Source organism: Thermoactinomyces sp. CICC 10523, from assembly GCF_016055105.1.
GTDB classification, from domain to species: Bacteria; Bacillota; Bacilli; order Thermoactinomycetales; family Thermoactinomycetaceae; genus Thermoactinomyces_A; species Thermoactinomyces_A daqus.
Map to the genome: position 1 here is coordinate 71281 of NZ_JAECVX010000004.1, position 26747 is coordinate 98027.

The 26747-nt window shown below is 52.0% G+C and carries 32 protein-coding genes; 2 read left to right on the plus strand and 30 right to left on the minus strand.

Annotated elements, in window-relative coordinates; genetic code table 11:
- Nucleotides 1-241: 241 nt before the first annotated feature.
- The 22 genes from I8U19_RS06935 to prfA all read right to left on the minus strand — a co-directional run bounded on the left by I8U19_RS06935 (nucleotide 242) and on the right by prfA (nucleotide 17815).
- Nucleotides 242-445 (minus strand): hypothetical protein, encoded by a 204-nt coding sequence (locus I8U19_RS06935; RefSeq protein WP_198055548.1) that lies wholly within the window; start codon nucleotides 443-445, stop codon nucleotides 242-244.
- A gap of 306 nt (nucleotides 446-751) precedes the next feature.
- Nucleotides 752-1024, minus strand: a complete 273-nt coding sequence (gene atpC, locus I8U19_RS06940) for an ATP synthase F1 subunit epsilon (protein WP_198055549.1) — start codon at nucleotides 1022-1024, stop codon at nucleotides 752-754.
- Between the two features lie 197 nt (nucleotides 1025-1221).
- A complete protein-coding gene (gene atpD / locus I8U19_RS06945) occupies nucleotides 1222-2628 on the minus strand; it encodes a F0F1 ATP synthase subunit beta (protein ID WP_033100396.1) in 1407 nt (468 codons plus the stop codon).
- 85 nt (nucleotides 2629-2713) lie between these two features.
- On the minus strand, nucleotides 2714-3595 hold the full coding sequence (atpG, locus tag I8U19_RS06950; protein ID WP_033100397.1) for an ATP synthase F1 subunit gamma: 882 nt from the start codon (nucleotides 3593-3595) through the stop codon (nucleotides 2714-2716).
- 81 nt (nucleotides 3596-3676) lie between these two features.
- The gene (atpA, locus tag I8U19_RS06955) at nucleotides 3677-5194 is read right to left on the minus strand and encodes a F0F1 ATP synthase subunit alpha (RefSeq protein WP_033100398.1); all 1518 of its coding nucleotides are present in this window, start codon (nucleotides 5192-5194) and stop codon (nucleotides 3677-3679) included.
- Nucleotides 5195-5225: 31 nt separating this feature from the next.
- Nucleotides 5226-5768, minus strand: coding sequence for a F0F1 ATP synthase subunit delta (locus I8U19_RS06960; protein WP_033100399.1), 543 nt, complete (start codon nucleotides 5766-5768; stop codon nucleotides 5226-5228).
- Entirely contained in the window at nucleotides 5765-6268 is a 504-nt protein-coding gene (gene atpF / locus I8U19_RS06965) for a F0F1 ATP synthase subunit B (RefSeq protein WP_033100400.1), read from the minus strand. The genes I8U19_RS06960 and atpF overlap by 4 nt, the downstream gene beginning before the upstream one ends.
- 125 nt (nucleotides 6269-6393) lie before the next feature.
- Nucleotides 6394-6618, minus strand: a complete 225-nt coding sequence (atpE, locus tag I8U19_RS06970; protein WP_198055550.1) for a F0F1 ATP synthase subunit C — start codon at nucleotides 6616-6618, stop codon at nucleotides 6394-6396.
- Nucleotides 6619-6665: 47 nt separating this feature from the next.
- Complete coding sequence (atpB, locus tag I8U19_RS06975) at nucleotides 6666-7373, minus strand: F0F1 ATP synthase subunit A (protein ID WP_033100402.1); 708 nt, start codon at nucleotides 7371-7373, stop codon at nucleotides 6666-6668.
- Between the two features lie 11 nt (nucleotides 7374-7384).
- The gene (locus I8U19_RS06980; protein WP_081943769.1) at nucleotides 7385-7780 is read right to left on the minus strand and encodes an ATP synthase subunit I; all 396 of its coding nucleotides are present in this window, start codon (nucleotides 7778-7780) and stop codon (nucleotides 7385-7387) included.
- Between the two features lie 6 nt (nucleotides 7781-7786).
- Nucleotides 7787-8077, minus strand: coding sequence for an AtpZ/AtpI family protein (locus tag I8U19_RS06985; RefSeq protein WP_033100404.1), 291 nt, complete (start codon nucleotides 8075-8077; stop codon nucleotides 7787-7789).
- A 239-nt stretch (nucleotides 8078-8316) separates the two neighbouring features.
- Nucleotides 8317-8946: a uracil phosphoribosyltransferase gene (gene upp, locus I8U19_RS06990; RefSeq protein WP_033100405.1), complete on the minus strand. Its 630-nt coding sequence runs from the start codon at nucleotides 8944-8946 to the stop codon at nucleotides 8317-8319.
- Between the two features lie 346 nt (nucleotides 8947-9292).
- A complete protein-coding gene (locus I8U19_RS06995) occupies nucleotides 9293-10540 on the minus strand; it encodes a serine hydroxymethyltransferase (RefSeq protein ID WP_033100407.1) in 1248 nt (415 codons plus the stop codon).
- 49 nt (nucleotides 10541-10589) lie between these two features.
- Complete coding sequence (locus I8U19_RS07000; protein WP_033100408.1) at nucleotides 10590-11162, minus strand: TIGR01440 family protein; 573 nt, start codon at nucleotides 11160-11162, stop codon at nucleotides 10590-10592.
- The gene (gene rpiB, locus I8U19_RS07005) at nucleotides 11162-11608 is read right to left on the minus strand and encodes a ribose 5-phosphate isomerase B (protein WP_033100409.1); all 447 of its coding nucleotides are present in this window, start codon (nucleotides 11606-11608) and stop codon (nucleotides 11162-11164) included. The genes I8U19_RS07000 and rpiB overlap by 1 nt, the downstream gene beginning before the upstream one ends.
- A gap of 135 nt (nucleotides 11609-11743) precedes the next feature.
- Nucleotides 11744-12406, minus strand: a complete 663-nt coding sequence (locus I8U19_RS07010; RefSeq protein ID WP_033100410.1) for a low molecular weight protein arginine phosphatase — start codon at nucleotides 12404-12406, stop codon at nucleotides 11744-11746.
- A gap of 212 nt (nucleotides 12407-12618) precedes the next feature.
- Nucleotides 12619-13179 (minus strand): manganese efflux pump MntP, encoded by a 561-nt coding sequence (locus I8U19_RS07015; protein WP_033100411.1) that lies wholly within the window; start codon nucleotides 13177-13179, stop codon nucleotides 12619-12621.
- A 154-nt stretch (nucleotides 13180-13333) separates the two neighbouring features.
- Nucleotides 13334-14404, minus strand: coding sequence for an L-threonylcarbamoyladenylate synthase (locus tag I8U19_RS07020; protein ID WP_052154115.1), 1071 nt, complete (start codon nucleotides 14402-14404; stop codon nucleotides 13334-13336).
- A 109-nt stretch (nucleotides 14405-14513) separates the two neighbouring features.
- A complete protein-coding gene (locus tag I8U19_RS07025) occupies nucleotides 14514-14978 on the minus strand; it encodes a GNAT family N-acetyltransferase (protein WP_033100413.1) in 465 nt (154 codons plus the stop codon).
- Between the two features lie 85 nt (nucleotides 14979-15063).
- Entirely contained in the window at nucleotides 15064-15756 is a 693-nt protein-coding gene (gene spoIIR / locus I8U19_RS07030) for a stage II sporulation protein R (protein WP_232331031.1), read from the minus strand.
- 78 nt (nucleotides 15757-15834) lie between these two features.
- On the minus strand, nucleotides 15835-16704 hold the full coding sequence (gene prmC, locus I8U19_RS07035; RefSeq protein WP_033100414.1) for a peptide chain release factor N(5)-glutamine methyltransferase: 870 nt from the start codon (nucleotides 16702-16704) through the stop codon (nucleotides 15835-15837).
- 37 nt (nucleotides 16705-16741) lie between these two features.
- A complete protein-coding gene (prfA, locus tag I8U19_RS07040; RefSeq protein WP_198055551.1) occupies nucleotides 16742-17815 on the minus strand; it encodes a peptide chain release factor 1 in 1074 nt (357 codons plus the stop codon).
- Between the two features lie 214 nt (nucleotides 17816-18029).
- On the opposite strand from prfA, the gene I8U19_RS07045 reads away from it, so the two are divergent.
- Nucleotides 18030-19058, plus strand: coding sequence for a CPBP family intramembrane glutamic endopeptidase (locus I8U19_RS07045; RefSeq protein ID WP_198055552.1), 1029 nt, complete (start codon nucleotides 18030-18032; stop codon nucleotides 19056-19058).
- A 163-nt stretch (nucleotides 19059-19221) separates the two neighbouring features.
- Here I8U19_RS07045 and I8U19_RS07050 read toward each other — a convergent pair whose 3' ends face one another.
- Both I8U19_RS07050 and rpmE read right to left on the minus strand, forming a co-directional pair.
- Entirely contained in the window at nucleotides 19222-19815 is a 594-nt protein-coding gene (locus I8U19_RS07050; protein WP_033100417.1) for a thymidine kinase, read from the minus strand.
- 221 nt (nucleotides 19816-20036) lie between these two features.
- Complete coding sequence (gene rpmE, locus I8U19_RS07055; RefSeq protein WP_033100418.1) at nucleotides 20037-20237, minus strand: 50S ribosomal protein L31; 201 nt, start codon at nucleotides 20235-20237, stop codon at nucleotides 20037-20039.
- A 69-nt stretch (nucleotides 20238-20306) separates the two neighbouring features.
- Here rpmE and I8U19_RS07060 point away from each other — a divergent pair, with 69 nt between their 5' ends.
- Nucleotides 20307-20471 carry a hypothetical protein gene (locus I8U19_RS07060; RefSeq protein ID WP_160173826.1) on the plus strand — a complete coding sequence of 55 codons (165 nt, stop codon included), beginning with the start codon at nucleotides 20307-20309 and terminating at the stop codon, nucleotides 20469-20471.
- 38 nt (nucleotides 20472-20509) lie between these two features.
- Here I8U19_RS07060 and I8U19_RS07065 read toward each other — a convergent pair whose 3' ends face one another.
- The 6 genes from I8U19_RS07065 to kce all read right to left on the minus strand — a co-directional run bounded on the left by I8U19_RS07065 (nucleotide 20510) and on the right by kce (nucleotide 26733).
- Nucleotides 20510-21496, minus strand: a complete 987-nt coding sequence (locus I8U19_RS07065) for a M23 family metallopeptidase (RefSeq protein ID WP_198055553.1) — start codon at nucleotides 21494-21496, stop codon at nucleotides 20510-20512.
- A gap of 79 nt (nucleotides 21497-21575) precedes the next feature.
- Nucleotides 21576-22850 (minus strand): transcription termination factor Rho, encoded by a 1275-nt coding sequence (gene rho, locus I8U19_RS07070; RefSeq protein WP_033100554.1) that lies wholly within the window; start codon nucleotides 22848-22850, stop codon nucleotides 21576-21578.
- 62 nt (nucleotides 22851-22912) lie between these two features.
- Complete coding sequence (gene glpX, locus I8U19_RS07075; RefSeq protein WP_033100419.1) at nucleotides 22913-23875, minus strand: class II fructose-bisphosphatase; 963 nt, start codon at nucleotides 23873-23875, stop codon at nucleotides 22913-22915.
- Between the two features lie 365 nt (nucleotides 23876-24240).
- Nucleotides 24241-24888: a fructose-6-phosphate aldolase gene (fsa, locus tag I8U19_RS07080; RefSeq protein WP_033100420.1), complete on the minus strand. Its 648-nt coding sequence runs from the start codon at nucleotides 24886-24888 to the stop codon at nucleotides 24241-24243.
- Nucleotides 24889-24967: 79 nt separating this feature from the next.
- The gene (fba, locus tag I8U19_RS07085) at nucleotides 24968-25822 is read right to left on the minus strand and encodes a class II fructose-1,6-bisphosphate aldolase (protein ID WP_033100421.1); all 855 of its coding nucleotides are present in this window, start codon (nucleotides 25820-25822) and stop codon (nucleotides 24968-24970) included.
- A gap of 86 nt (nucleotides 25823-25908) precedes the next feature.
- Nucleotides 25909-26733, minus strand: a complete 825-nt coding sequence (gene kce / locus I8U19_RS07090) for a 3-keto-5-aminohexanoate cleavage enzyme (RefSeq protein ID WP_198055554.1) — start codon at nucleotides 26731-26733, stop codon at nucleotides 25909-25911.
- Nucleotides 26734-26747 lie beyond the last annotated feature (14 nt).

The window sequence follows — 26747 nt, forward strand, 5'->3', positions numbered from 1 at the left end:
AATCATATGGAGCCCTCATTTCCAGCCACTTTAGCGAATTAATGGGGAAAATTCTGCAATTTTAATCTCTACTTATAACTGAACTGGAACATTAAGCGAAATCGCCTCATTCCGACAAAAACTCCTAAAAATAGACAGATCCGAAAAAAAGCGATGAGGGTTGCTCCTATTGTTTGATTATACAACACTTTCCCAATTGTGAGAAGGTTGACGGTTTGGACAAAAAATTGATCCTGAAAATTCATTGACTCAAAATGCGGGCAGAGTGTTGTTTGTTCTCCGTCCCCGTTCCGTTTTCGATTGTCGAAGGTTCCTGTTCATGATAACCATAAAAAAGCCGGCCGCATGGACCGACTCTGAGAAAAGGCAACCGCAACGCCTGTACTGCTTTTTCGCACCGTTTTCCTTGATCCGAATCCCCGTTATCGGCCACCCCCCCATGCATGGGGTAATCCCTTCCCAGGAAGGGAAATTTGCCATGAGATCCTGTTGGCTCCACGGTTCATTCCAAGTTTGAGCTGCTGCGCCAAAAGCCGGACTGCTGGTTTGTTTGCGATGGGCATCCCGGCCGATTGCACACTCGGATTTTACTTGAACAACCCAGCAAGCGCTCCACATGCCCCCCTCACTGACAATGCTCAAGCGAGCCTCACGATGGCTGAATTTTTTCGTCCGAAAGATATAAAAAAAAACTCGCTTCCTCTCCCGGAGCCGGGATGCGGATGCGAGATAACGGGCTAATCTGTATCGTTTATTCTTCATTCTGGCCTGGCAGTTCCGCCTTTTCCGCCAAAATTGTAACGCGATCCGAGCGAACTTCAATAAAACCGCCACTCACGTGAAATGTTTCAAAAACGCCGTCCTTTTTGACACGAACCGTTTTTCCTTTAATCGGGCTGACCAAGGGAACGTGTCTGGGCAAAATCCCGATTTCCCCCTCAGCAGCTTTCGTTATCACCATTTCCACTTCTTCGGAATACACCTTTTTCTCAGGTGTCACGATATCCAAAACCATTGTGCTCATGGCCACCCTGCTGCTCCGCTCCCATCCGCTTGCCAGTCCATGTCGGCTATCCGGGACAGGATTCGGCTTCCCAGCAGAAATTCACCTCCTTGCTTCCGGGCGATCACGGGAACCAATCGATTCAACCACAGGAAACTGCCTGGCACTTTGACGCCAATTCCGTCTTATGGCCGCCAGGCAGTCCTGCGATTCCTCCATCAGATCATGCGGGTATAACCCAGCTTTTTCGCTTTTTCCAGAGCTTCGTCGATGCCGCCGACCATGTAGAAGGCATCTTCCGGAAGGTCATCGTGTTTGCCTTCAAGCACTTCTTTGAAGCTGCGTACCGTTTCTTTGACCGGCACATATACCCCTGGCTGACCGGTAAACTGTTCGGCAACGTGGAAGTTTTGCGAGAGGAATTTTTCCACTTTGCGCGCACGGGCCACCAATTGTTTGTCTTCCTCGGACAACTCGTCCATACCGAGGATGGCGATGATATCTTGCAACTCCTGGTAACGTTGCAGTAGCTGCTGTACACCGCGCGCCACGCGATAATGCTCTTCTCCGACTACATCCGGGGAAAGAATGCGGGAAGTCGAAGCGAGCGGATCCACAGCCGGATAAATCCCTTTTTGCGTCAAACGGCGCTCCAGGTTGGTGGTCGCATCCAAGTGAGCAAAGGTGGTTGCCGGCGCCGGGTCGGTATAGTCGTCGGCCGGTACGTAGATCGCTTGGATCGAGGTAACCGAACCGGTTTTCGTCGAAGTGATCCGTTCCTGCAATTGGCCCATTTCCGTGGCCAGGGTCGGTTGGTAACCCACCGCTGAAGGCATGCGTCCCAACAGGGCCGATACCTCGGAACCTGCCTGGGTGAAGCGGAAGATATTGTCAATGAAGAGAAGAACGTCCTGTCCTTCGCTGTCACGGAAATGCTCAGCCATCGTCAGTCCCGAAAGGGCGACGCGCATCCGTGCCCCTGGCGGTTCGTTCATCTGTCCGAACACCATGACCGTTTTCTCGATAACACCCGAATCCTTCATTTCATGGTACAGGTCGTTCCCTTCGCGGGTACGTTCCCCTACACCGGCAAAAACGGACAAACCGCCGTGCTCTTGTGCGATGTTATGAATAAGCTCCTGAATGAGTACGGTTTTCCCTACTCCCGCACCGCCAAAGAGACCGATCTTTCCTCCCTTGGCATAAGGGCAGAGCAGGTCAACGACTTTAATCCCCGTTTCCAGCATTTGCTGTTCGGTCGATTGCTCTTCAAAGCTGGGGGCCGGGCGGTGGATCGGAAGCTTCAGATCACTGTTAACCGGACCGGCTTCATCGATCGGTTCTCCCAATACGTTAAATACCCGTCCCAATCCCGGGCGTCCAACCGGAACGGAGATCGGCGCACCTGTATCCACTGCTTCCATCCCGCGCACCAATCCATCCGTCGAAGCCATGGCCACCGTACGCACCGTGTTATCCCCGAGATGCAGTGCCGTTTCCAATACCAATTCGCTTCCATCCGCGCGTTTTACCTTAATGGCGTTGTAAATCTCCGGCATGTGCCCCTGGTCAAACTGCACGTCCACAACAGGGCCCATTACCTGTAAGACACGTCCAGTGCTCATCACATTCCCTCCTTAAGCTGCAATTGCATCTATTAAAACGGATTAGCCGTAATCCATCAAAAGGAAAATAAGTCCGTTCTGTTTATCATCCCTGTGCCGAAGCGCCGCCGACAATTTCTGCAATCTCTTGGGTAATGGCCGCTTGACGGGCACGGTTGAACTCAAGCGTCAGTTTTTCAATCAATTCGGTTGCGTTATCCGTTGCATTGCTCATCGCATTCATCTTGGCGGCAAATTCGCTCGCTTTGCCCTCCAACAGCGCGCTGTAGATCAGAGCTTCTGCATAACGCGGCAACAGGACATCCAATACCGCTTCCGGCGAAGGTTCATATTCGTAAACGGCCGTCGCTCCGGCAGCGGTTCCTTCCGAATCCCTCAGTTCTTCACCAGTCAGCGGCAACAGGCGTTTTTCCACTGGACGCTGAATGATCGGATTGATAAATTCGTTGTAAAGGATAAACAGCTCATCAAATTTTTCGTCCGCGTAAAACTGCACCGCTTGTTTGGCGATCTCGTGAACATCGGCAAACTTCGGTGAATCAGATAACCCGGTCACTTCACCGATTACCGGGAGCCCGCGTCGCTTGAGAAAGTCTCTGCCTTTGCGGCCGATGACAAAAATGACGTATTCATCCTGGCTCTGGTGGCGCTCATGTAAAGTCGCCTGCAACTTTCTGAGCAAATTGCTGTTATAACCGCCGCAAAGACCGCGGTCAGAGGTGATGACCAGATAACCGGTCTTTCTCACCGGGCGGGAAACGAGCATGGGATGGTTATATCCTTTTGTTCCCCTGGCGACATTGACGATCACATCATGCATCTTCTCCGCATAAGGTCGTGACGATTCCGCCTGTTCCTGAGCCTTGCGCAATTTGGATGCCGCCACCATTTTCATCGCCTTGGTAATCTGTCTGGTTTTCTCGAACGAGCGAATCCGCCGTTTAATGTCACGCATCGATTGCCCCATCAGTTCACCGCCTTTCCGTTACCCGGCAATGGCCCGGGCCGGTTCATTCCAACCCGGACGCACCTGCCGTCTCAATGATCGTCATTTGTCCGATTTGATAAAGCCTTTTTTAAAGGTTTCAATCGCCTGGATCAGCTTCTCTTCCGTCTCTTTGGTCATCTCTTTCTTTTCACGGATATCCTTGAGGATTTCTTCGTGGTGACTGTCTAAGTGGGCATGGAATTCACTTTCAAAGCGGCGTACATCTTCAACCGCGATATCGTCGAGGTGGCCCTTGGTAACCAAGTAGAGGGAAATAACCTGTTTCTCCACAGGCATCGGCTGATGCTCATCCTGTTTCAAAATCTCAATGGTCCGCTTACCGCGCTCCAGTTTGGCAGCGGTCACTTTGTCGAGGTCGGAGCCGAATTGGGCAAATGCCGCCAAATCGAAGTACTGGGACAAATCAAGACGCAAGGTACCGGATACTTTTTTCATCGCCTTGATCTGTGCCGAACCCCCGACCCGGGAGACCGAAGTACCGGTACTTACCGCAGGACGAACCCCGGCATAGAACAAATCCGATTCCAGGAAGATCTGACCGTCGGTAATCGAAATGACGTTGGTCGGAATATAGGCGGAGATATCCCCGGCTTGCGTTTCGATAAATGGCAATGCCGTTAACGAACCGCCCCCACGGGCATCGGACAATTTGGCCGCACGTTCCAACAGGCGGGAATGCAGGTAGAATACATCCCCCGGGTAAGCTTCACGGCCCGGCGGACGGCGAAGCAGGAGCGAGAGCTCACGGTAAGCCGTCGCCTGCTTGGACAAGTCGTCATAAACGCACAGAACGTGTCCGCCTTTATACATGAAGTACTCACCCATCGCACAACCCGCATACGGTGCCAGGAACAGAAGCGGTGCAGGATCGGATGCGCTGGCCACGACCACGATCGTGTAATCAAGCGCCCCGAAACGACGCAGCTTTTCAACGACATTGGCTACCGTGGATTGCTTTTGTCCGATGGCTACATAGACACAGACCATGTTTTGGTCTTTTTGGTTGATGATCGTATCGATGGCAATCGTCGTCTTCCCGGTCTGCCGGTCCCCGATGATCAGCTCCCGCTGACCGCGGCCGATCGGCACCATCGAGTCAATCGACTTAATCCCGGTTTGCAACGGCTCATGCACTGATTTCCGGTCAATAACGCCAGGTGCAGGAGATTCAACCGGACGGAATTCGGTCGTTTCAATCGGTCCTTTTCCGTCGAGCGGCTGCCCGAGCGGATTGACGACGCGGCCCAGTAACGCCTCACCTACCGGCACTTCCATTAGACGGCCGGTCCGCTTCACCTGATCTCCTTCACGAATATCGGCAAACGGCCCCAAAATAACGATCCCGGCATGGTTCTCTTCAAGGTTGAGCACCATCCCCATCACGCCGTTGCTGAACTCGACAAGCTCACCTGCCATGGCATTCAACAGGCCATGAACCCGGGCGATCCCGTCCCCCACACTGATGACGGTGCCCACATCGGTTACTTCCACTTCAGCCCGGTAATTTTCGATCTGCTCCTTAATGAGAGAGCTGATCTCTTCCGGCTTAATGCTCATATTCGTTCACCCCAATCTTCCCATCTCTGATCTATCCGACTCTGTTTCCGCTCAATCGTTCTCTGAACCGGTTCAACTTGGTACGCAGGCTGCCGTCGTACAAACGGTCTCCCACTTGCACAATCACTCCGCCCAGGATGTCAGAATCCACCTTTTCGGTAATATCCAGCTTTTTGCCGACGATCGGCTCAAAAGCGGCAACCAGTTTTTTGCGGTCTGTGGCGGTAAGCGGAAACGCAGTCGTGACAACTGCTTCGACTATTCCTTTGTGTTCGTTCACCAGGCGCTTGTATTCAGCGAAGGCGTCCTGCACAATGCTTTCGCGCCGGCGATCGGCCAACAGATCGAGAAAGTTTTTCGTGTATTCGTTCAGATTTGCAAAAATGCGTGCAAACACTTCTTTTTTCTGTTCCGCGGCAGTTGTGGGATGCTGTACCCACGTTTTCAGCTCGGGTACGGAGGCAAATGTTTGGGCAATCTGCTCCAGGTCGGTTCCCACCTGGTCAAGGCAATTCTTCTCCAGGGCCACTTCAAACAACGCTTTGGCATACCGTTTCGCTACAACTGAACTCATTGTAATCTTCCTACCTCTTCAAGATAGGTTGCGACCAGTTTGGCCTGCCCTTTTTTATCCAATTCTTTCTCCAACAGCTTGGATGCCAATTGGATGGAGAGCGTCCCAACCTCTTCGCGCAGGCTGGCCAAGGCCTTTTCCTTCTCACGCTTGATTTCGGCCGTCGCCTCCTGAATCATCCGTTCTGCCCGTTCATGCGCTCCTTTGATGATTTCTTCGGCCTCACGCTCGCTTTGCGCTTTGGCGCGCTCAATGATCTCTTTCGCCTCCTGGCGGGTGCGGCTGAGCTCTGCCTTCTGCTCTTCCAGCAGCTTTTCCGCTTCTTTGCGGCTCTCTTCCGCCGATTTGATCTGGCCTTCAATATGATCCTGGCGCTGTTTCATCGTCTGCAGCATCGGGCGAAGAGCGAAGCGGCCTACAAGAAGCATTAAAATAATAAATGCGGCTAATTGAAACAAAATGGTGCCGATCTCGATATGAATCCCACTTTCATAGTGCATCCCATTCACTCCCTTCCGATCATGCCAAATCTATCTCAAAAGCAAAAACCTTCAAATGCCTGGTTTGAATCGCAACCGGACGGGGAAAAAAATGATGGATCCCCGTCCGCCAGAGAAAAAGCCGATTAAAGGATGCCGAGCAACTTCATGATCCCGAACGCAACGGCGATAATCGGCAACGCTTCGACCAGCGCGATTCCGATAAAGGTTTGCCCGAACAGCAATCCGCGGAGTTCCGGTTGACGGGCAATCCCTTCCAGATAGCGACCAAATACCAGACCGTTACCAATCCCACCACCGATGGCAGCGCAAGCCATCAAAATTGCACCAGCTATTACACCCAAATCCATTTCAGTTTCCTCCTCTGATTCTTATTGACAGTTTTTCGATCTTTTTATCAATGATCGGTAGACAATTTCTGCGACATATAAACCATCGCCAGAATTGTGAATACATACGCTTGGATGATGCCGACAAAGACGGAATACCCAATCCAGATGACGTTGAGCGGGATACCGACCCATGCCGCTTTCAGCAGGACAAAGACCAGTACTTCCCCGGCAAAGATATTGGCCCAAAGACGCATTCCGTGCGTAAGCGGTTTGGCGATCTCATCGATGAGATGCAGCGGAAACATCCACCAAAACGGCTGGAAATAGTGGGCTCCGTATTTCTTCGGCGATTTTCTGATTCCTAAGAAATGAGCGACAATGGTAATCACAAATGCCATGGCCAAAGGACCGTTGATATCGGCTGTCGGCGACTTCCACCATGCTGCCGAGACGTGATCGGATTCCGTCACGATGTTAAACATAAGTCCAAGCTGGTTCGCAATGAGAAGATAGAAAAAGAGGGTAAAGGCAAAACTATAAAATTTTTCGCTCGTTTTCGCATCCAGATTGGAACGCACAAGGCCGCGGGTAAACTCCACGAGCATTTCCACCACATTCTGGATGCCGGAAGGCACGAGGGCACGGCGCCGCGTTGCAAGCCAAGCGATGAGGAAAACGGCAACGCAGGTGACGGTCGTTCCGATCATTACGGTAACGTCAAAAGTGATGGGCAGTCCTGCCAAGTGAAATGTAAGCTTGGGAGTATTCTCCATTCTCCGTAGATTCACCCCTTTCTGATTTGGTGGTTGAGACGCCTTGCTTCCCAAAACTCAAGTAGAATGATGAGTATATAGCAAATTGGCAGCCCGAACGGAACGGCCCGAACATCAAACCATCCCGGATATTCAATGGCGATGATGATCGCGAGGGCAACCATGAGATAGCGATTGACCATGCCAGTTCCCCGGTTTCTGGTGCTTCCGGTGAGGATGGCTCGCTCACCGGCGATGCGCACTTTGCGCGACATGTACAGAATATTGTACAAACTTACACAAAGACCGAGAAAAAAACCGGCGACTAATCTCTTCTGCGGGGTAAAAAACCAGATGATCATTAAAATAGCAAGGAATACAATAGTGAGGAACACCACTCGACGACGAATGGTTGTTATGGGATCCATGAGGAGTCATTCCTTTGTCATTGCTTTAATGGTGAAAAATGAACTGATAAAACCAAACACCAATCCGAGCAGTACTCCCGCGAGCAGCATGAATGGTTTGGTTCCCCAAACGGCATCCAGCTTGTTTCCCAACCAAGCCCCACCGATTGTGAGGAAGATGATTTCCATTCCTGCAGAACCAATCATTCCAACAATCCGCCAAGGATTTCCAGTGTTATTCATGAGATCCCCCGTTGGACCTTTAACATTTAGGGAAAGAAGACCGCCTCGGAATAAAATTTTAATCATGATTGGCATCAGGAACTGTCCTTCCCCCTGCCTATAGTAACGAAGGGTCAACGGTGTTGTCAACGCTTTCCCGAAAAGAGTTTTGAACAAATTGTCACATTTGCGGCAAATCGTTTGGTCTCCCCTTGAAAATCCTTGTTGTTTCAAGGAAGTGCCCGTTTTAATTTTACAAATCCAGTTCGTTTTCTAACCAGTCCCCGCTGTCCGCCTCCTCGCGATCCATCATGCCGGCAGCCTTTTATATAAATTTACTTCGTACCAAAAAGCCGATCTCCTGCATCACCGAGCCCGGGTACGATATAACTTTTTTCATTGAGACCCTCATCCACCGCCGCGACATAAATGTCGACATCATGATGATCTGCCTGCACGCGCTCAATCCCTTCCGGTGCGGCGATCAGGCACATCAGCTTGATATTTTTCGCCCCCATTTCCTTCAGGGCACGGATCGCTTCCGAAGCGGAACCTCCTGTTGCCAGCATCGGATCGATCACAATCAGATCCCGTTCGCCGATATCGGACGGCATCTTGGAATAATAGAGCACCGGTTTTAGTGTTTCAGGGTCGCGGTAGAGCCCGATATGGCCCACTTTGGCTGCGGGAATCAATTTCAAAATCCCGTCTACCATCCCGAGCCCGGCCCGCAAAATCGGCACAAGGCCCAGCTTTTTCCCGGCCAGAACCTTGCACTTCGCCGTGGTGACCGGTGTTTCGACCTCCACCTCTCTGAGCGGCATATCGCGGGTAATTTCATAGGCCATCAAGGCGGCCACTTCATCAACCAGCTCACGGAATTCTTTCGTTCCCGTATGTTTGTCCCGGATAAAGGTCAGTTTGTGCTGGATCAACGGATGGTCGAATACATAGACATTGCTCACGTTCGGTTCCCCACTTTCTTTGTCATCAGATGACAATTATTTTTGTCCCTATGATATCTAACCATATTCCCTGTCGTCCCTCAAGCATTTCCCTTATTTATCATTGCCAAAGGTTGGTATATTTTTTCTGCCGGGTGTAAAAACAGGAAAAACGCATTTCACCGGCCCAAAAGACATTCATATCATTTCGGCGCAATCCTGGGATGAACCCGGGAAAAATTGAACGATCAGGGGGGACACGAAGCACCGCAAATGCACCGCACAAAAAAACAGGAAACAGAAGGCATCTGCTGTTCTCGCTGACGCCTTCCATTTCCTGCGGTGATCCCTCAGGCCGGATGAAAAGTTAAATTCGCAAGTCCGGATAAAGCGGATATTTTTCCGTCAAGCGGGCCACACGCTGGCGCGCTTCCTCATGCGCAGCCCCGTCTTCCGGATTTTTCAAGGTAAGAGCCATGATGCCGGCGATTTCCTCCATGGCCGGCAAATCCATGCCACGTGAGGTAACTGCAGCGGTACCGATGCGGATTCCGCTGGTGACAAACGGGCTTTCCGGATCGTTGGGAATCGTATTTTTGTTGGTGGTGATGCCGACTTCATCCAACAGATGTTCCGCCGTTTTCCCGGTCAGGCCCAAGTTGCGGACATCAATGAGGATCAAATGGTTGTCCGTTCCCCCCGAAACCAGGTTGAATCCTTGTTGTTTCAAGGAATCCGCCAACCGCCGCGCATTATTGATGATATTTTTGGAATACGTTTTAAACTCATCTGTAAGCGCTTCTCCCAATGCAACCGCCTTTGCGGCAATCACGTGCATCAACGGTCCGCCCTGCACGCCGGGGAAAATCGTTTTATCGATCAACTTTGCGTATTTTTCCTGACACAAAATCATTCCGCCGCGGGGGCCTCTCAGTGTTTTGTGTGTCGTGGTCGTAACAAAGTCGGAGTAGGGCACCGGATTCGGATGGTCTCCCGTGGCCACCAATCCGGCGATGTGAGCCATGTCCACCATCAGGTAAGCGCCCACTTCGTCGGCAATTTCCCTGAACCGGGCAAAATCGATTACACGGGGATAAGCACTGGCACCGGCAACGATCAGTTTCGGCTTATGCTCAAGTGCCAGCTGGCGAACTTTATCATAGTCGATCAGGTGAGTTTGATCATCGACTCCATACGCGACAAAACGATACATTTTGCCCGAAAAGTTGACAGGGCTTCCATGCGTCAGATGACCGCCGTGCGCCAGGTTCATCCCCAAAACGGTATCTCCCGGTTCAAGCACGGAAAAATAAACTGCCATATTGGCTTGAGCGCCGGAATGCGGCTGCACATTGGCATGCTCGGCACCAAAAAGTTCCTTAGCCCGCTGGCGTGCCAGCTCTTCCACCACATCCACATACTCGCATCCGCCGTAATAGCGTTTACCCGGATAACCTTCCGCATACTTGTTGGTCATCACGGTTCCCATCGCTTCCATGACCGCTTCGGACACGAAATTTTCTGAAGCGATCAATTCGATTTTATTCCGTTGACGCCCCAGCTCCTGTCTGATTGCCTCAGCCACTTGCGGATCTCTTTTACGTAAATGTTCCATCGACTGCTCCCCCCATTGAGACCATTTCCTCTATTCTAACAAACCCGGGTTACTTTGCGGAACCTTCCTCTTCAGCTTCCAACAAATAGACAGCCCTGGCCCCGCCGATCAGTTTGGGCCTGGTTTTCGCCATGGTGACGTGTGCCTGCCCCACCTTTTTCAAGCGGGGACGAACGGGAACCGCAACCGGTTTCAGGTGCATTCCGATCAGCGTATCCCCGATATCGACACCGGCATCCGCCTGAATTTTTTCCACCAAAACAGGATGCTCCAAATGGCGAAAGGCGTAGGATGCCATCGCTCCCCCGGCATGGGGAACAGGGATGACCGTCACTTCGGGCAGCGAAAATCGCTCTGCGGTCTCCTGCTCCACCACCAGGGCACGATTCAGATGCTCACAGCATTGGAAGGCGAGCTGAAAACCGGATTCCGCCTGAACTTCGCGAATGCCGGCAAAGATCCGGGCAGCGATTTCCGTGCTTCCTTCCGTACCGATCCGCTTGCCTGCCACTTCACTCGTGCTCACACCGAACACCACCAGATGCCGTTCAGTCAGGGGCATGGCTTCCAGCAAGTCGTGCAAAATCTCCTTTACCTCGTTTTTCAGTGAAGCGAATTCCATCAAGAAAGACTTCCTTCCAGTTGGCTGATTTTTTCCAGGCGCCGGGCATGGCGGTTTCCCTGGAACTCTGCACCAAGCCAGGCGCGCACGATCGATTTGGCCAGATCAGGGCCAACCACGCGTTCTCCGAGTGCCAGGATATTGGCATTATTGTGTTCCCGCGCCATTCTTGCCGAAAATTCATCGGTAACAACAGCACAGCGGATTCCCTTAACCTTGTTTGCGGCAATTGACATCCCGATTCCCGTGCCACAGATCAAAATGCCGAGATCAAATTCCCCTTCAGCCACTTTTTTGGCAACCGGGTAGGCATAATCGGGGTAATCGACGGATTCTTCACAATCACATCCCACATCTTCATAAGCGATGTCCAGTTCGGTCAACAGCTCTTTGACCTCTTTTTTCAGGCGCAGCCCGCCATGATCGGAACCGAGTATAATGCGCATCTGTTTCTCTCCTCCCTTTTTCTGTGACTGAGTCGCAGTGCGGGCGTCAGGCCCTGCCGCGTTCCTGTTGCCGGCCGGGGTGCCCGACTCCCCTTCCAAATCTCCTCAGGCTTCCCTCTATTAGTTAACCACACATCAGCGGGCATCGGAAGAGCGATTCCACTTGGCAACGATTTTACGAATTTCTCGTTCCAATTCGTCGGCACACTGACGATAAACATCGACGGAACCGCCAAACGGGTCGCTCACATCGACGTTGTCCCTCTTTTGCTCCAGGAGAATCAGCAGCTCCTGTTCCCGCTTTCGCAGCGGTACAATCTCTTTTCGCCAGGCCTCTTCCGCTTCTTTGGGCCAAGGCTTGTCCGGTGTCAGGGAATAGCGGGCACGGATCTCAACTCGTTTGTTTTCCATTTCCACATAGATACGATCCAATTGCTGATACAATTCCATGACCTTCGTATTTTGATTCGCATATTCTTTCAAGGTATAAATCTTATCGACACTCTCCGGATAATTATATTGAATATCAAATTTGTGCCGGGCGGTCATCGTCAGGATGAGATCTGCCCAGCGCACCAATTCCGGGCTCAGCATCTGCGACCGATGGGAATGTTCAATTCCCCGCTCCATCAGAACCTGAGATGCCTGTTCGGCTGCCAGCGAACCTTCCATCGCCGAAACGCCGGCCGATTTGACCTCCACTTCGATCCCGGCCTCTTGCGCAATTTTTTTCAAAAGCGCTTCGGCCATCGGGCTCCGGCAGGTGTTCCCCGTGCAAACGAAAAGGATCTTCTTCATTCCGTTCACCCCATTTCATCTGTTCTTCAGTATCAGTTGAACAGATGGATGCTATACGTATCTTTGTCCAATTCAAGAATAATCCGCTTGAGAAAAGGCCGAATTTGCCGGTCCTTTTTTTGCGATGACTGGAATTTGTCTCCTATTTTCTACTTTACTGAAAGGGAGGATCAGGGGCAACAAAAACCATGCCTGCGACGATGCACGAAAATTTAAAATATAAATTTACTGCCCAGGATAATTAAAATGATTCCTCCAAATAATTCACCGTATCCTCCCACCCAGTTCCCGATAAACCGTCCGAGCATCAGCCCGCCGCCGGACATCGCAAACCCGGCAGAGCCAAACATCAAACAGGTCAGCAGCAGATCGGAATGAAACAAGCCGAGACTGAGTCCGGCCGACAGCGAATCAACACTGACACTGAGCGACAACAAAAATATGTTGATCAAGGACTGAATATAAATCCGGGTTTCTTTTTCCCGGCGAATCACATTCATCAGCATGTTCAGTCCCAAAAAACAAAGCATTCCGCCTCCTACAACCACGGCGATGCCCTTCATCACGGTTCCCAGAAATTGTCCCATCATCATGCCCAACAGGGGCATTATTACATGGAAAAGACCAATGGACAGGCTTAGTGACGTCATCTGCCAGAATGATAAACGCCTCATGCCGAGACCGACCCCGAGTGAAAAAGCGTCCATCCCCAGAGCAACCGCAATCATGGTTAATGTCAAGATCTGCCCCCATTGCGCCATCGAAAGATCCATTCCTTTTCCTCCCCTGTCCCGAGGTCCTGCTTGTCACATCGTATGCCGGGCAGACACAAAAAAGAACCAAATGCCCCAAAGAGCACTTGGTTCGTGATCCCGCACACAAAGATATGAACACCGGACCGAAAGCAACCGCAAGATCCCTCACTGGTCAAATCCGTCCGGAATCCGGTTTAACCGCGCTTCCCACATCGAGCACATTTCCGCCGGCTGCTTTCAGAAGGCGGTTCATGACGGAATGATAAAGCCCATGCTCCGGGAAAGCCTCGGCCAAAATCACTTCGACTCCGCGATCATCAAATTCCCGCAAGGCATGATACAGATTCCGCGCGACACTGGCCGGGTTTTCCCGCCGGCCGCAGGCAATCACAACATCGGCAGAAAAATCGCGGCGATATTCCTCCGTCGTCAAAATCCCGACCCTTTTGCCTTGTGATTGATATTCCTGCGCCAACTTCCTCATTTTTCCGTGCATCGGCAAAAGCTCCCCGCGGATCAGCCACATTTGCCCCCTTGGTGCATAATGGCGGTACTTCATCCCCGGAGCGCGCGGCACTTCGTCTTTGGAACGGAGTCCGGGATCCACCTCGACCCGGCCAACCGCCTCTGTCAGCTGTTCCAGGGTAATCCCGCCAGGTCGCAACAAGACCGGGACTTCCGTGCTAACGTCGACGACGGTCGATTCCACTCCGACCCCGGTCGGGCCGCCGTCCAGAATCAGATCGATTCTCCCTGCCAGATCTTCAAACACATGCCGGGCCTCAGTCGGGCTCGGACGTCCCGAACGGTTGGCGCTGGGAGCCGCGACCGGCAGCCCTGTCTCCTGCAACAGGGCGAGCGCCGTCGGATGATCAGGCATGCGAATGCCGACGGTACTTAAGCCCGCCGTCACATTTTCAGCCAGATTTCCCCGGTGAGGCACGACGATGGTCAGCGGCCCCGGCCAAAAACGGTCAATCAGGGACTGAGCCAACGGCGATACCTCTTTGGCCACAAGGCTGACCTGGTTCTTCTCCCCGACATGAACGATCAAGGGGTTGTCAGAAGGGCGCCCTTTGGCCGAAAAAATGCCGTTTACGGCCGATTTGAGCGTGGCTGCTGCTCCCAATCCATACACCGTCTCCGTCGGAAACGCGACAAGCCCTCCCTCGCGAAGGATCCTTGCTCCTTCCCGGATTTCCCTTGTTTGCCTTAGCGCTTCAACTGTTAATGATCCATCCACACGGGCCCATTCTGTTTCTTTGTGATTCACTTTTGATTCCCCTTTACCCTTTGCCCCGTTCTGTTGTTCAACTATCATACCACAATCCGGTCGCCGAGCCGGAGCCGGTTTACGACTGATCCCCGGAAAACCGGGTATAAACCATCGGCGTCCCTTTATAAAGCGAGCGCTCAAAATGTTCGGATTCCTTCAGCACCTCGGGCAGGTCGGCAAACGCGACTTCGACAAAGCCGAGTTCGGAGAAAAAAGAAGTGGAAGCCCCGGCCAGCAGATAAACGTGCGTCAATCCCAGCTTTTTCGCGTAAGCGAGCAAAATCTCCATCATCTTGATCCCCACTTTGCCAATCCAGGAAGCCCTCTCCAGCACAAACGACCGAAGCAACCCGATCGAACCATGCACTTCCATGCCGACAACGCCCACCATCTGCGGGGACTCTCCCTGATCACTTGCCGTTTCCACGACAAAAAAATGGAGCAGATTACTTTCAATCCCCTTATCATTCAACCCCGCATCTTTAATCAACCGGCGAATGCGAAAAAGATCGTGTTCTCCCGCCCGGCGAATCACAAACATATCCGTTTCCTCCTGTTCCGCTTGTCCTACTATAGCGGTATGACAGGAAGCGGATTTCTAGAACCGCCGGCTGTTCATCCCCCGCTCACCAATGCCACCATTTGGCCAGCTGATCCAGCAGCAAAAAACGAACCTGCAATTTTCCTTCAGCCGATGACTTTTCCCGCGCCTGCCCGTTCATTTCCACATAAACATCCTGTGCGGCAGAGGCAGACAGCGTTTGTGTGGTTTCCTTGCCGTCGATCGCATCCCCGTTGGACATGTCGATAAAACAGAGCGGCGGAAACAGGACGCACCACCAGTTGCTCCCCAGCCCTTTTCCGATGGTAATCCGCAATGCTTCATAATTTCCGGCCGGATAAATTTTGTTTCCGTACAATTTCGTCGGGAAGGGAACCTGGCCAAAGTCGACTTTTACCGGATAGGAATAACCGTAATGATGCACCGTCTGTTCGGCAATCCGGCGCAAGAGCGGCAAACGCTCACGAATCGCCCGGCGCGCTTCTTCGATGTTTTTCGGTTTCAGCGCCCACGTCCCGATCTCCCGCACAATCGCATCGCGCACCCGGCGTTTTAACCATTGGTCACCGACGCTGTCGCTGTTGGCCAAAATCCGCAGGCGAATCGCTTGTTTTGGGATTTCCGGAGCCGAAGGCGAAACGGCTCCCGCTTCCGGCCGGCTGTTCCATTCCAACTGGCCGGACCCTTCAGCCACATAGGCAAAAACCCAGGCAAAAACCGCTGAAAATAACATGAAAATATGAGTCCATTTTCGCATCGTTCATGCCCTCCTTGTTCCTATCCAAAGTATGGACAAGGAGGGCACAATTTAATCTCATTTTTTCAAAAAATTCACTTAGCCGCTGATGAATCCGATTACCACCCGATCCCGGCCGGCCAAGTCTTGTCTTATTTCCACCCGCTCGGCTCCGGAAATCTTTTTCACCAATCCGGCCACTTCGCCGCCCTGATCCGCGCCGATCTCAAAACAAACCAACCGCTTGCCGCTCCACTTTCCAAATTGCTCCGTAAGAACGCGGTAAGGCTCCAATCCATCCTCACCGCCATCCAGGGCAAGGCGCGGCTCAAACGCCTGCACCTGTTTTTCCAAAGCGGGGATCACGGCGGAAGGAATGTACGGCGGATTGGAAACGAGAACGTCAATCGTCGGCAGATCAGGAAGCAGGGGAGTCAAGTAACTGCCGTGAATCCACGTGATTTTCTCCTTAACCCCATGGCGGTGCGCATTGTCTTTGGCAGTGGCCAACGCCTCCGATGAAAGATCAATGGCTGTCACCTGCCATTCCGGCTTTTCCAAGGCCAGGGTGATGGCGATCGCCCCGCTCCCCGTTCCCACATCGACGACATGCAGAGCCCGCTTCCCCAAGAAACGCTCCGCCTCTTCCAGTACGGTTTCCACCAATCCTTCCGTCTCGGGCCTGGGGATTAAAACCGAGGGATTTACCTGAAACAGCCGCCCGTAAAACTCTTGATCCCCGATGATATATTGCAGCGGCTCTCCGGCAGCCCGCCGGTTCAGCCAATTTTGGAACGGAGCGGTCCACTCCTCTTGCCACGGGTCGCGGAAAAGCAGAAAGAAACGGGCACGATCCACCCCAAGAAAACGCCGCAAAAGGAGTTCCGCTTCAAACTCCGGGGACTCAACCCCCGCTCCCCGCAAAAAAGAGGAAGCCCGCTGGAAGGCTTCCCGAACATTCATGCCCATCAGTTTTTTGCCCCTTTCCCTTCACAAGGCCGGATGTTTAATCGACTCCCGCCTTTTCCAGGAGTGCTGTCTGTTCGTGAAGAATCAATGCATCGATAATTTCTTGCAGATCCCCATCCAGAACCAGATCCAGCTTATGAAGCGTCAGACCGATGCGGTGATCGGTCACCCGGCTTTGCGGGAAGTTATACGTACGAATCCGCTCACTGCGGTCACCGGTACCCACCGCAGATTTGCGTGCGCTCGCCAGCTTTTCCATCTCCTCTTTTTGCTTGAGGTCAAACAAGCGTGCACGCAACACCCGCAACGCTTTCTCTTTGTTGCTGTTTTGCGATTTTTCATCTTGACAGGATACCACGATTCCGGTCGGAATATGCGTAACCCGAACGGCGGATTTTGTCGTGTTCACACTCTGTCCGCCCGGTCCGCTGGAGCAAAAAGTGTCGATGCGGAGATCTTTTTCATTGATCTCCACTTCCACTTCCTCCGCTTCCGGCAGGACAGCTACGGTCGCCGTCGAGGTATGAATCCTTCCACCCGACTCGGTTTCCGGCACCCTCTGCACGCGATGGGCCCCGCTTTCATACTTCAGCCGGCTGTATGCACCGCGCCCCTGAATGGAGAAAACCACTTCCTTGAACCCGCCAAGGCCGGTTGAACTGGCTTCCAGCACTTCCACTTTCCAGCCCTGCCGCTCGGCATAACGCGTATACATGCGGTACAAATCGGCCGCGAACAAAGCCGCCTCATCCCCTCCGGCCGCGCCGCGAATCTCCACAATGACGTTCTTTTCATCATTGGGGTCTTTGGGCAAAAGAAGGATGCGAATGCGCTCTTCCAATGCTTCCTTGCGCTCGGAAAGCTCCTCAATCTCCATTTTTACCAGGTCGCGCATTTCATCGTCCAGTTTTTCTTCCAGCATCGTTTTGGCGTCTTCCAGTTGTTCCACCACTTGCTTATACTCCAGATAAGCCTGATTTTGCTCTTCCAATCCGGCCTGCTCCTTGGAATATTCCCGCAGCTTTTTGGCATCGCCGATCACTTCGGGATCGCAGAGCAACTGACTCAGCTCTTCATACCGTTTGTGAATCGCCTCCAAACGATCTAACACTTTTGCTCACTCCCATTTTTCGCTGCCGGAGTTCTTCTTCCGGCTTCGGCTGACAATTTATTTGAAGGGAAAGTCCTTTCCTCCGAACGTTTTGCTCACGTCATTTGATTTTACCACAAGATTGAAGTTCTTTGGAAGAAAGGGAGGTATTCTCCTTATAATAATGTTATGATGGAAGAAAAACTCGACATTTCCCAGCATAAGGAGCCATCATATGACTGAGGTAATCAATAATGTGCTGAACAACCTTTATACTTTCGGCCCCATTATCGCTCTGTTTTATGTGATCAATCTCTCAGAGAAGAAACGAACCCCGCTCCAGCCGAAATCAGGCTGGGAAATCGCGCTGATCGGCTATCTCCTCATCGGATTTGGCTATGCTGCCAGCTTTTTGATCGGTTTGATGATCCATTTGCGCGGGGACTCCTATTTAGAACTGCTGGGCCAAGTCCCGTCTGGCGACCTGATCCGGAAAATGCAACTGATCGGACTGGGCCTTTGGCTGCCGTCCCTCCTCGGCTTATTGATTTTTATCCCTGTAATGCGCCGCTGGGTCTCCCGGCTCCTTCCAATCGATGCCGATAATCGCATCCATTCCTTTTCCCTGTCCATGAGCATGCTCGTATTCATGCAAATGATCGTCACATTGGGAGTCGGGCTGGACACACTCAGCAAGACCAGCCAGCCGCAGTCGTCTTCCGGTGTTCTCGCCATGCTCTGGTCTCAGGATATCCTGCTCGCCTTTCTGGGATTGATCGGGGTGGGCTGGCTCAGCCGGCGCACGCTCAGCCAAACGCTGGACCGGCTTGGCCTGAAAAAGATCACGACCCGGGAATTGTTGATTGGACTGGCGATCGGGCTGGTGATGATGGTAATCTCCAATCTGGTGGAAAACCTCGCTTATACACAGGGATGGATGGGTGATCCCCACGTGGAGGATTTGACCAATAAGTTGCTCGGACCGCTGTTTACGTCCATTCCCGGGATTCTGACACTCGGACTGGCAGCCGCCTTGGGGGAAGAGATCATCTTCCGCGGCGCCCTCTTGCCGCGGTTCGGCCTCGTTTATACCAGCATCCTATTCGCACTGGTTCATGCCAATTACGGCATCAGCGCGGCAACTCTGGTTGTTTTCCTATTGGCTCTCGTCCTGAGCCTGGTGCGTTACCGCTACAATACAACCGTCTGCATGATCATTCATGCCACGTACAATATCAGCCTGGGCATCCTCAGCTTAAAGTGAATTCAGAAGAAAAAGCTTCCCCCCTCAGTGACGATTGGAAACGCAGGGGGCAAGGATGCGCCCGGCTGCCCGGGCCTGCTGCACTTCCACAGAAAAAAATCTCAACCGCACTGGCTTTCTTCAGGCCCGGTTGAGATTTTTTATGTAAGGCGGTCCACTCCGTTTATTGATGGGAAATCAACTCATGGCAATGGCGGCATCGCGCCTCATATTGCTCCAGCGCCCCCACCTGGATGACCGGCTCGTCATCTGCAGCCGGAAGGCCGTCGATCAAACGTTGTGTACGGCTGGCAGGAGCTCCGCATTTTACGCAAATCGCCTGCAATTTGGTCACATATTCGGCAACGGCAAGCAACACAGGCGTCGGTCCAAACGGCTTTCCGCGAAAATCCTGGTCCAGTCCGGCCAGAATCACCCTGATTCCGCGATCAGCCAATTGTTGGCAGATTTCCACAATGGCATCATCAAAGAACTGCACTTCGTCAATCGCGACGACATCGGTATTCTCCGCAAGGCATGAGAGAATCTCTTCCGCTTTGGACACCGGCCGCGCATCGGCGATCAGACCATTGTGAGAAGCAATCGCGTCGCTATGGTAACGGTCATCAATGGCCGGCTTAAACGCCTGTACGTTTAACCGGGCGATTTTGGCACGGCGGATGCGGCGAATCAGCTCTTCGCTCTTCCCGGAAAACATTCCCCCGCAAATCACTTCAATCCAGCCTTCCCGCTCCCTGCCAATAATTCTGTCTGTCATTGATGTTCCTCCCTATGCAGTTTTACCCGTAAAAAAAGCACCCAGCGTTTCAGAAACTGGATGCGATCCCGACAATCCAAACCGTAACTATTTTATCACAGAGCAAAGAAGAAAGTATGAGTACTTTTTACATTTAGCGCCAAAAGATAACAATTCACGATAAAAATAAAAGGCAAGGCCAATACGGTCGCTTGCCTGGAGACTCTTCAGTGTCAAACTGCTTATTTGAGGTTGTATTTCTTTTTGAAACGATCGACACGACCGCCCGCATTCACTGTTTTTTGTTTGCCGGTGTAGAACGGATGGCATTCGGAACAGATGTCCACGCGCAAGTTTTCCACGGTCGATCCGGTTTCAAATGTATTTCCACACGCACAGGTGACAGTAACCAATTTGTATGCCGGATGAATTCCTGCTTTCATGATTCTCACCTCTTTTCCTGGCCTGTAAAAAACAAAATCGATCTATTCGAATCACTGGAGTATTATAGCATGTTTAACAGAGCATCGCAAGGTGGCCGCCCATGGCAAAAGCCGCCACCTTGTCCGGCTAAACAGGAAAATACGCCTGATCCACGGCAAAAGCGGACATCCCAGCCATCCCAGCCGGGAGGCGACGGGCGTCTGCCTGCCGGGATCCGGATCAGAATCGGTTAATAATTTTTCGGGATAATCAATATGGAATAATCAATCGATTATTTCAAAACAAGGAGTGGATTGATAGCCTTGCCATTTTTGCGAACTTCAAAATGAAGATGATAACCCGTCGCTCTTCCGGTCTGCCCCATGTATCCGAGTTGTTGCCCGGTGGAGACCTTTTCCCCCTTGCTCACCATAATACGGCTTAAATGCGCATAGTAGGTGACCCAACCACCTCCGTGATCGATGACAACCAGATTTCCGTAAGTACCGGCGTAACCTGCGCGAACGACGGTTCCTCCGAGCGCTGCATGGATTTCCGTCTGTGACTTGGCCGCATTCCAAATATCTATCCCTTTGTGCATCCGGCCATGGCGCCAGCCAAAATTGCTGGTGATTTGCCCGGTGATCGGCCACCGGAACACATAAGACCCCTGAAAGTGAACAACCGAGCCTTTCACCAGTTTCATTTGGTTTTTACGGTTCTCTTTCTCCACAGGGACCGGAGACGATTGTTTGGGAATCTCCACCTTTTGCGGCACAGCCACCAATTGACCTGCATACGTCGCTTTATCCAAATCGGGATTGAGATGGAGAAGCAGCTCTTTCGTCGTTTTGTACTCCCGGGCCAACCGCTCTGCCGTATCGCCAAACTTCAGACGCACCCATTTGCGAACCAGCGGAATATTCAGCTGTTGCCCCTCTTCCAGAAAGTCGGGATTTTCCAAGCGGTTAAATCGGGCCAGATCCTCATAGGGCATTCCGAAAAAACGGCCGATCGAGGACAAGGTATCCCCATTTTTCACTTGGTATGTGAGTGGTTTTGTCTCCACTGTGGCGGCCAGGTTCCCCTCCGCTACTTGCGAAATCGGGTTTAAATACTGAATGACTGCTTCTTGCGCAATATGTTCCTGGTCGGGGTCCGCATCCATTCCAGCCAAGTGATCCTCAGCAAAAGCCGGATGCTGATCGTTTCCCACCACCCAGGAAGCGGTTGTGGAGATGGCGAGGGAAGAAGCCAACAAGGCACGTTTGGAAGACATGTCAGCACCTCATAAAGATGAAATTTGGGTAATCAACCCGGTATCATCCTTATGCGGGAAAATTGAGTGATATGACAGTTCAGGAAACAGATGTGGTCGGTCGGAGAGATTTCGGTTCCAGCGAAGCGAGAAACTCTTCATTCGTTTTTGTTTTTTTGAGTTTTTTGATCAGCGCTTCCGCATATTCAGGAGAATCGTTGATCGATTTGCGCAGTTGCCAAAGCTTTTCCAATTCGCCTTTGCTAAGCAGAAGCTCTTCGCGGCGGGTACCGGAACGGCGAATGTCGATCGCCGGAAAAACTCTGCGTTCGGCCAGTTTCCGGTCAAGATGCAATTCCAGATTTCCCGTTCCTTTAAACTCCTCGTAGATCACATCGTCCATGCGCGATCCCGTATCCACCAAAGCCGTGGCCAAAATGGTCAAGCTTCCGCCTTCTTCCACATTGCGGGCAGCACCGAAAAAGCGTTTTGGACGGTGAAGAGCCGCCGGATCAATCCCGCCGGATAAGGTGCGTCCGCTCGGAGGGATGACCAGGTTGTAAGCACGAGCCAAACGGGTGATACTGTCGAGCAGGATCACGACATCTTTTTTGTGCTCCACCAGCCTTTGCGCCCGTTCCAGCACCAGTTCCGCCACCTTAATGTGATTTTCCGGCAATTCATCAAAAGTGGAACTGACCACTTCCGCATCGACTGACCGCTGCATGTCGGTCACTTCTTCGGGACGTTCATCGATCAGAAGCACAAACAGTTCGATTTGGGGATAATTCTCCGTGATGCTGTTGGCAATTTCCTTTAAAAGCATCGTTTTCCCCGCTTTTGGCTGGGCTACAATCAAGCCGCGCTGTCCCAATCCGACCGGGGCGATCAAATCCATCATCCGGGTGGAAATCCGTTCCGGAGTCGTTTCCAAGATGAGGCGCTCTTGCGGATAAAGCGGTGTGAGTGCTGCAAAATGAAGCCGTTCCGCCGCTACGTTGGGATCTTCCCCATTTACAGCTTCCACGTGGAGCAATCCGAAGTAGCGCTCATTTTCTTTGGGCGGCCTTACTTTACCGGAGACCAGGTCACCGGTCCGCAAATCGAAACGGCGAATCTGCGAGGCAGAGATGTAGATATCCTCTGAGGAAGGGAGAAAGTTAATCGGGCGCAAAAAACCGTAGCCTTCCGGCAGAACATCGAGAACGCCTTCCATAAACATCAGGCCGTCGCGTTCGGCTTTTGCTTTTAAAATGGCAAAAATCAGTTCTTTCTTTTTCATCTGCGAGTAATAAGGAATCTGATATTCTTTCGCCAGTTTGTACAAATCAACCAACCGGCGGTTTTCCAGCTCGCTCAGCGTGAGCTCCTCCATGGATTGCATCACCACTCGATTCTTGTAAAATAGTCCCCTCCCAAAACAGGGGGAGGGCTCAATTATAGAATAAGATTCGGTTTTTTCTCAAGACGGTGTGTTCCTTCCATAAACCGAACCGTTCCCGTTTTGGCCCGCATGACGACAGAATGGGTTTTTGCCAGATTCCCCTGATAGCGAACCCCTTTCAAGAGTTCCCCGTCGGTCACTCCCGTGGCCGCAAAAATCGCGTCATCTCCCTTGACAAGATCCTCCATGCGCAATACTTTATTCGGATCTTTCAATCCCATGCTGACGCACCGGTTGAACTGCTCCTCATCTTCCGGAAGCAGGCGTCCCTGGATTTCTCCTCCCAGGCATTTCAGCGCCACCGCGGCCAAAACTCCTTCCGGTGCACCGCCGGAACCAAACAAAATATCAACGCCCGTGTCGGGGAAAGCCGTATGGATCGCTGCAGCCACATCCCCGTCAGGAATCAGTTTTATCCTTGCCCCTGCTTTGCGAATCTCCTCAATCAATTTTGCATGGCGGGGACGATCCAGCACAACCGCGACCAGATCCTCGATATCTTTTCCTGACGCTTTAGCAACCGCCTTCAAATTATCCTCCACCGGGGCGTCAATGTCCACCTTGCCCACCGCTTTGGGTCCAACCGCGATTTTATCCATGTACATATCGGGAGCATGAAGCAGACAGCCGCGATTGGCTACGGCAACCACAGAAATCGCGTTCCACAAACCTTTGGCCACGATATTGGTTCCTTCAAGCGGATCAACGGCCACGTCCACCTCCGGCAAATAACCCAGCCCCAACCGTTCCCCGATATAAAGCATCGGCGCCTCATCCATTTCGCCTTCTCCGATCACCACGGTTCCACGCATCGGAATTGTGTCAAAAACGGTACGCATCGCTTCCGTTGCGGCACTGTCCGCCTCGTCTTTTTTGCCAAATCCCATCCAGCGAGCCGAAGCAATCGCCGCCGCTTCTGTCACGCGAACGATTTCCATCGTCAAGCTTCTTTCCACTTTAACCTACCTCCCGTAGCCTTTTATACTTTCGCTTCATGGTATCACATTACCAAAAATAGAGTAACATATTTATGATTATGTTACATCCTATTTAACCGGTGCGGGAACGGCACAGGGAAAAGTGGCATGATGAAAGCGGATCGGCCGGGACAATTTGGCAAGTGGCGGCAGTAATTACGGGTGTGGGGAAAAGCGAGAGGATTCGGTCGGGCGAAAACATCCCCCGTCAAGGTTATTTCGCCTCTGACGCCGGAAATCCTTTTCATCAGAAGGATCCCGTATAAAAATAAAAGGCCATGTTGGAAAAAAAGGAAGGGGAAAACTGGCGACAGGATTGATCGCCTGCCGCCAGTTAAAAAAAGTTACGCTTTCGTCGCTTTTTTCCAATCGGCTTCAAATTTTTCAATTCCTTGGTCGGTCAACGGATGATGCACGATTTGCTCGATCACTTTAAACGGGACGGTTGCAATGTGTGCTCCGCTCAGGGCGGCTTGTGTCACATGCATCGGGTGGCGGATGCTGGCGGCAATGATCTCCGTGTCAATGCCATGGATTCCAAAGATCTCTGCAACGTCCTGAATCAGTTCCAACCCGTCCTGTCCGATATCATCCAGGCGTCCGACAAACGGGCTGACAAAAGTAGCCCCGGCCCTGGCAGCCATTAGCGCCTGGTTCGCGGAAAAGATCAAGGTTACATTGGTTTTGATTCCTTTTTTGGCAAAGTGGTGAACCGCTTTTAACCCTTCGGTCGTCATCGGAATTTTAATCGTCACATTTTCCGACAACTGAGCCAAGCGTTCTCCCTCTTCAATCATGCCTCGCGCGTCGCGGCTGATCACCTCGGCGCTTACCGGGCCGTCAACAATGCCGAGAATTTCCTTGAGGACTTCTTCAAAGACGCGCCCTGATTTGGCAACCAAACTTGGGTTCGTGGTCACGCCCGCCAAAAGGCCCCATTCATTCACTTCGCGGATCTCGTCAACAATCGCGGTATCCAAGAAAAATTTCATCATCCATTCCTCCAAACTCTGATAAGTCGATCACAGGCCCGGATGGTCCAGTAAATCGTTCCGCGACCAAATTAAAAGCTTATGCCCTGCCCGAGCTGCCAAACAGGCGCATTTTGCCTTTGACAACTTCTTTCATCGCTTCACGGGCAGGACCCAGATATTTGCGCGGATCAATCATATTCGGATTTTGATCCAACAGTTCACGGACGACTTTCACCATCGCCACTTGGTTCTCGGTGTTTACATTGATCTTGCCTACGCCGGCGGCAATCGCCTTTTTAATCGATTCGTCCGGAACGCCGGAACCGCCGTGAAGCACGATCGGCGCCTCAATGCTGCTCGCCACTTTTTCAATGATGTCATAGCGGATTTTCGGTTCCCCTTTGTACATCCCGTGCGCCGTTCCAACCGCTATCGCCAGGGCATCGACGCGTGTTTCTTCCCAGAAGCGGATGGCCTCTTCCGGATTAGCCAGATGAGCATCTTCTTCGGCTACTTCGAGATCATCTTCCACCCCGCCGATCGTTCCGAGTTCGGCTTCGACAGAGACGCCGACAGCATGGGCTGCTTCAACGACTTTTTTGGTCAGGCGAATATTTTCTTCAAAAGGATAATGGGAACCATCAAACATAACAGAGGAGAAACCTGCGCGGATACACTTCATCACGACATCAAAGCTGCTTCCGTGGTCAAGGTGAAGGGCGACGGGAACACCGGATTCTTTGGCGGCTACTTTGGCAAGGGCGACGACATTGTCCAAACCCATATAGCGGATTGCACCTTCACTTGCACCAAAGATAAAGGGTGAGCGCTCTTCTGCGGCTGCAGCGGCGATCGCTTGAACGAACTCAAGGTTATTCATATTGAATTGCCCTACGGCAAAACCCTCTTTTTTCGCTTGGGGCAAAAAAGCATTCATTGATACGAGTGGCATATGTAAGCCTCCTTTTTAAACCTGTATTTTATCATTTTGTCATTATAGCACTAGATATTGGAATTGGGTAGAAATCATCTCGATCATTAATAAAATTTACTTTTCGTTAAATGCAAAATTTGCCTTGCTTCATCCGGTGATGCGATCTCACGCCCCAGTTCCTTGGCAATACGTGCCACCCGCTTCACCAATTGCGCATTGGTTGCCAATTCCCCTTTTTTATAATAAATGTTGTCTTCCAAGCCAACGCGAACATGACCGCCCAAGACAATACCGAGGGTCGCCATCGGCAACTGATGCCGGCCGATCCCTGCCACCGTCCATGTTGCCCCCTCCGGCATCTGGTGCACCAGATGCAGCAAATTCTCCGCCGTAGCGGGAATCGCTCCCGGCACACCCATGACGAAATCAAAATGAAGATGCCCAGTGAAAAAACCCTTGTTGACCAAATGCATCGCGTTAGCTATCATTCCCACATCGAAGATTTCAAATTCAGCACGGACCCCGTAACGTTCAAACTCTTCGGCAAAAGCGAGCAACTGTTCCGGCGTATTCATAAACACATCCTGCCCAAAATTAACCGTTCCCGTGGTCAATGTGGCCATCTCCGGACGCAAAGTCAGCGGTTGCATTCTCTCTTCGGCTGTCATTCCCACGGCGCCGCCGGTTGAAACCTGGATAATAATGTCAGTCCGCTTTTCGATCTCTTCGATCGCCCGGCGATAGAGCTCCTTGGATTGCGATGGCGCCCCGTTTTCATCCCGCACATGAATATGGGCGATTGCCGCCCCCGCTTCCCGCGCCTCCAATGCGGCCTGGCCGATCTCTTCCGGGGTGATGGGCAGGTACGGAGTATCGTCGCGCGTCACTTCCGCTCCGACCAACGCTGCCGTGATCATCAATTTTGACATCTCTTTCCCCTCCG

Coding starts and splice junctions, on each gene's coding strand:
- I8U19_RS06935 (WP_198055548.1), bottom strand. CDS start 445: ATGCATGGGGGGGTGGCCGATAACGGGGATTCGGATCAAGGAAAACGG.
- I8U19_RS07025 (WP_033100413.1), bottom strand. CDS start 14,978: ATGTTTGTGATTCGCCGGGCGGGAGAACACGATCTTTTTCGCATTCGC.
- kce (WP_198055554.1), bottom strand. CDS start 26,733: ATGTCAAAATTGATGATCACGGCAGCGTTGGTCGGAGCGGAAGTGACG.
- I8U19_RS06960 (WP_033100399.1), bottom strand. CDS start 5,768: ATGAGTTCAGTTGTAGCGAAACGGTATGCCAAAGCGTTGTTTGAAGTG.
- atpD (WP_033100396.1), bottom strand. CDS start 2,628: ATGAGCACTGGACGTGTCTTACAGGTAATGGGCCCTGTTGTGGACGTG.
- fba (WP_033100421.1), bottom strand. CDS start 25,822: ATGCCACTCGTATCAATGAATGCTTTTTTGCCCCAAGCGAAAAAAGAG.
- rho (WP_033100554.1), bottom strand. CDS start 22,850: ATGGAGGAGCTCACGCTGAGCGAGCTGGAAAACCGCCGGTTGGTTGAT.
- I8U19_RS07060 (WP_160173826.1), top strand. CDS start 20,307: ATGTTTAACAGAGCATCGCAAGGTGGCCGCCCATGGCAAAAGCCGCCA.
- I8U19_RS06985 (WP_033100404.1), bottom strand. CDS start 8,077: ATGCCAATCATGATTAAAATTTTATTCCGAGGCGGTCTTCTTTCCCTA.
- rpiB (WP_033100409.1), bottom strand. CDS start 11,608: ATGCGCATTATACTCGGTTCCGATCATGGCGGGCTGCGCCTGAAAAAA.
- rpmE (WP_033100418.1), bottom strand. CDS start 20,237: ATGAAAGCAGGAATTCATCCGGCATACAAATTGGTTACTGTCACCTGT.
- atpE (WP_198055550.1), bottom strand. CDS start 6,618: ATGGATTTGGGTGTAATAGCTGGTGCAATTTTGATGGCTTGCGCTGCC.
- atpG (WP_033100397.1), bottom strand. CDS start 3,595: ATGGGGCAATCGATGCGTGACATTAAACGGCGGATTCGCTCGTTCGAG.
- I8U19_RS07015 (WP_033100411.1), bottom strand. CDS start 13,179: ATGGATCTTTCGATGGCGCAATGGGGGCAGATCTTGACATTAACCATG.
- I8U19_RS07045 (WP_198055552.1), top strand. CDS start 18,030: ATGACTGAGGTAATCAATAATGTGCTGAACAACCTTTATACTTTCGGC.
- atpF (WP_033100400.1), bottom strand. CDS start 6,268: ATGCACTATGAAAGTGGGATTCATATCGAGATCGGCACCATTTTGTTT.
- prmC (WP_033100414.1), bottom strand. CDS start 16,704: ATGGGCATGAATGTTCGGGAAGCCTTCCAGCGGGCTTCCTCTTTTTTG.
- spoIIR (WP_232331031.1), bottom strand. CDS start 15,756: ATGCGAAAATGGACTCATATTTTCATGTTATTTTCAGCGGTTTTTGCC.
- I8U19_RS06980 (WP_081943769.1), bottom strand. CDS start 7,780: ATGGATCCCATAACAACCATTCGTCGTCGAGTGGTGTTCCTCACTATT.
- atpA (WP_033100398.1), bottom strand. CDS start 5,194: ATGAGCATTAAGCCGGAAGAGATCAGCTCTCTCATTAAGGAGCAGATC.
- I8U19_RS07000 (WP_033100408.1), bottom strand. CDS start 11,162: ATGGAATTCGCTTCACTGAAAAACGAGGTAAAGGAGATTTTGCACGAC.
- I8U19_RS07050 (WP_033100417.1), bottom strand. CDS start 19,815: ATGACAGACAGAATTATTGGCAGGGAGCGGGAAGGCTGGATTGAAGTG.
- atpB (WP_033100402.1), bottom strand. CDS start 7,373: ATGGAGAATACTCCCAAGCTTACATTTCACTTGGCAGGACTGCCCATC.
- I8U19_RS07065 (WP_198055553.1), bottom strand. CDS start 21,496: ATGTCTTCCAAACGTGCCTTGTTGGCTTCTTCCCTCGCCATCTCCACA.
- fsa (WP_033100420.1), bottom strand. CDS start 24,888: ATGAAATTTTTCTTGGATACCGCGATTGTTGACGAGATCCGCGAAGTG.
- I8U19_RS07010 (WP_033100410.1), bottom strand. CDS start 12,406: ATGAAGAAGATCCTTTTCGTTTGCACGGGGAACACCTGCCGGAGCCCG.
- I8U19_RS06995 (WP_033100407.1), bottom strand. CDS start 10,540: ATGGAACATTTACGTAAAAGAGATCCGCAAGTGGCTGAGGCAATCAGA.
- atpC (WP_198055549.1), bottom strand. CDS start 1,024: ATGAGCACAATGGTTTTGGATATCGTGACACCTGAGAAAAAGGTGTAT.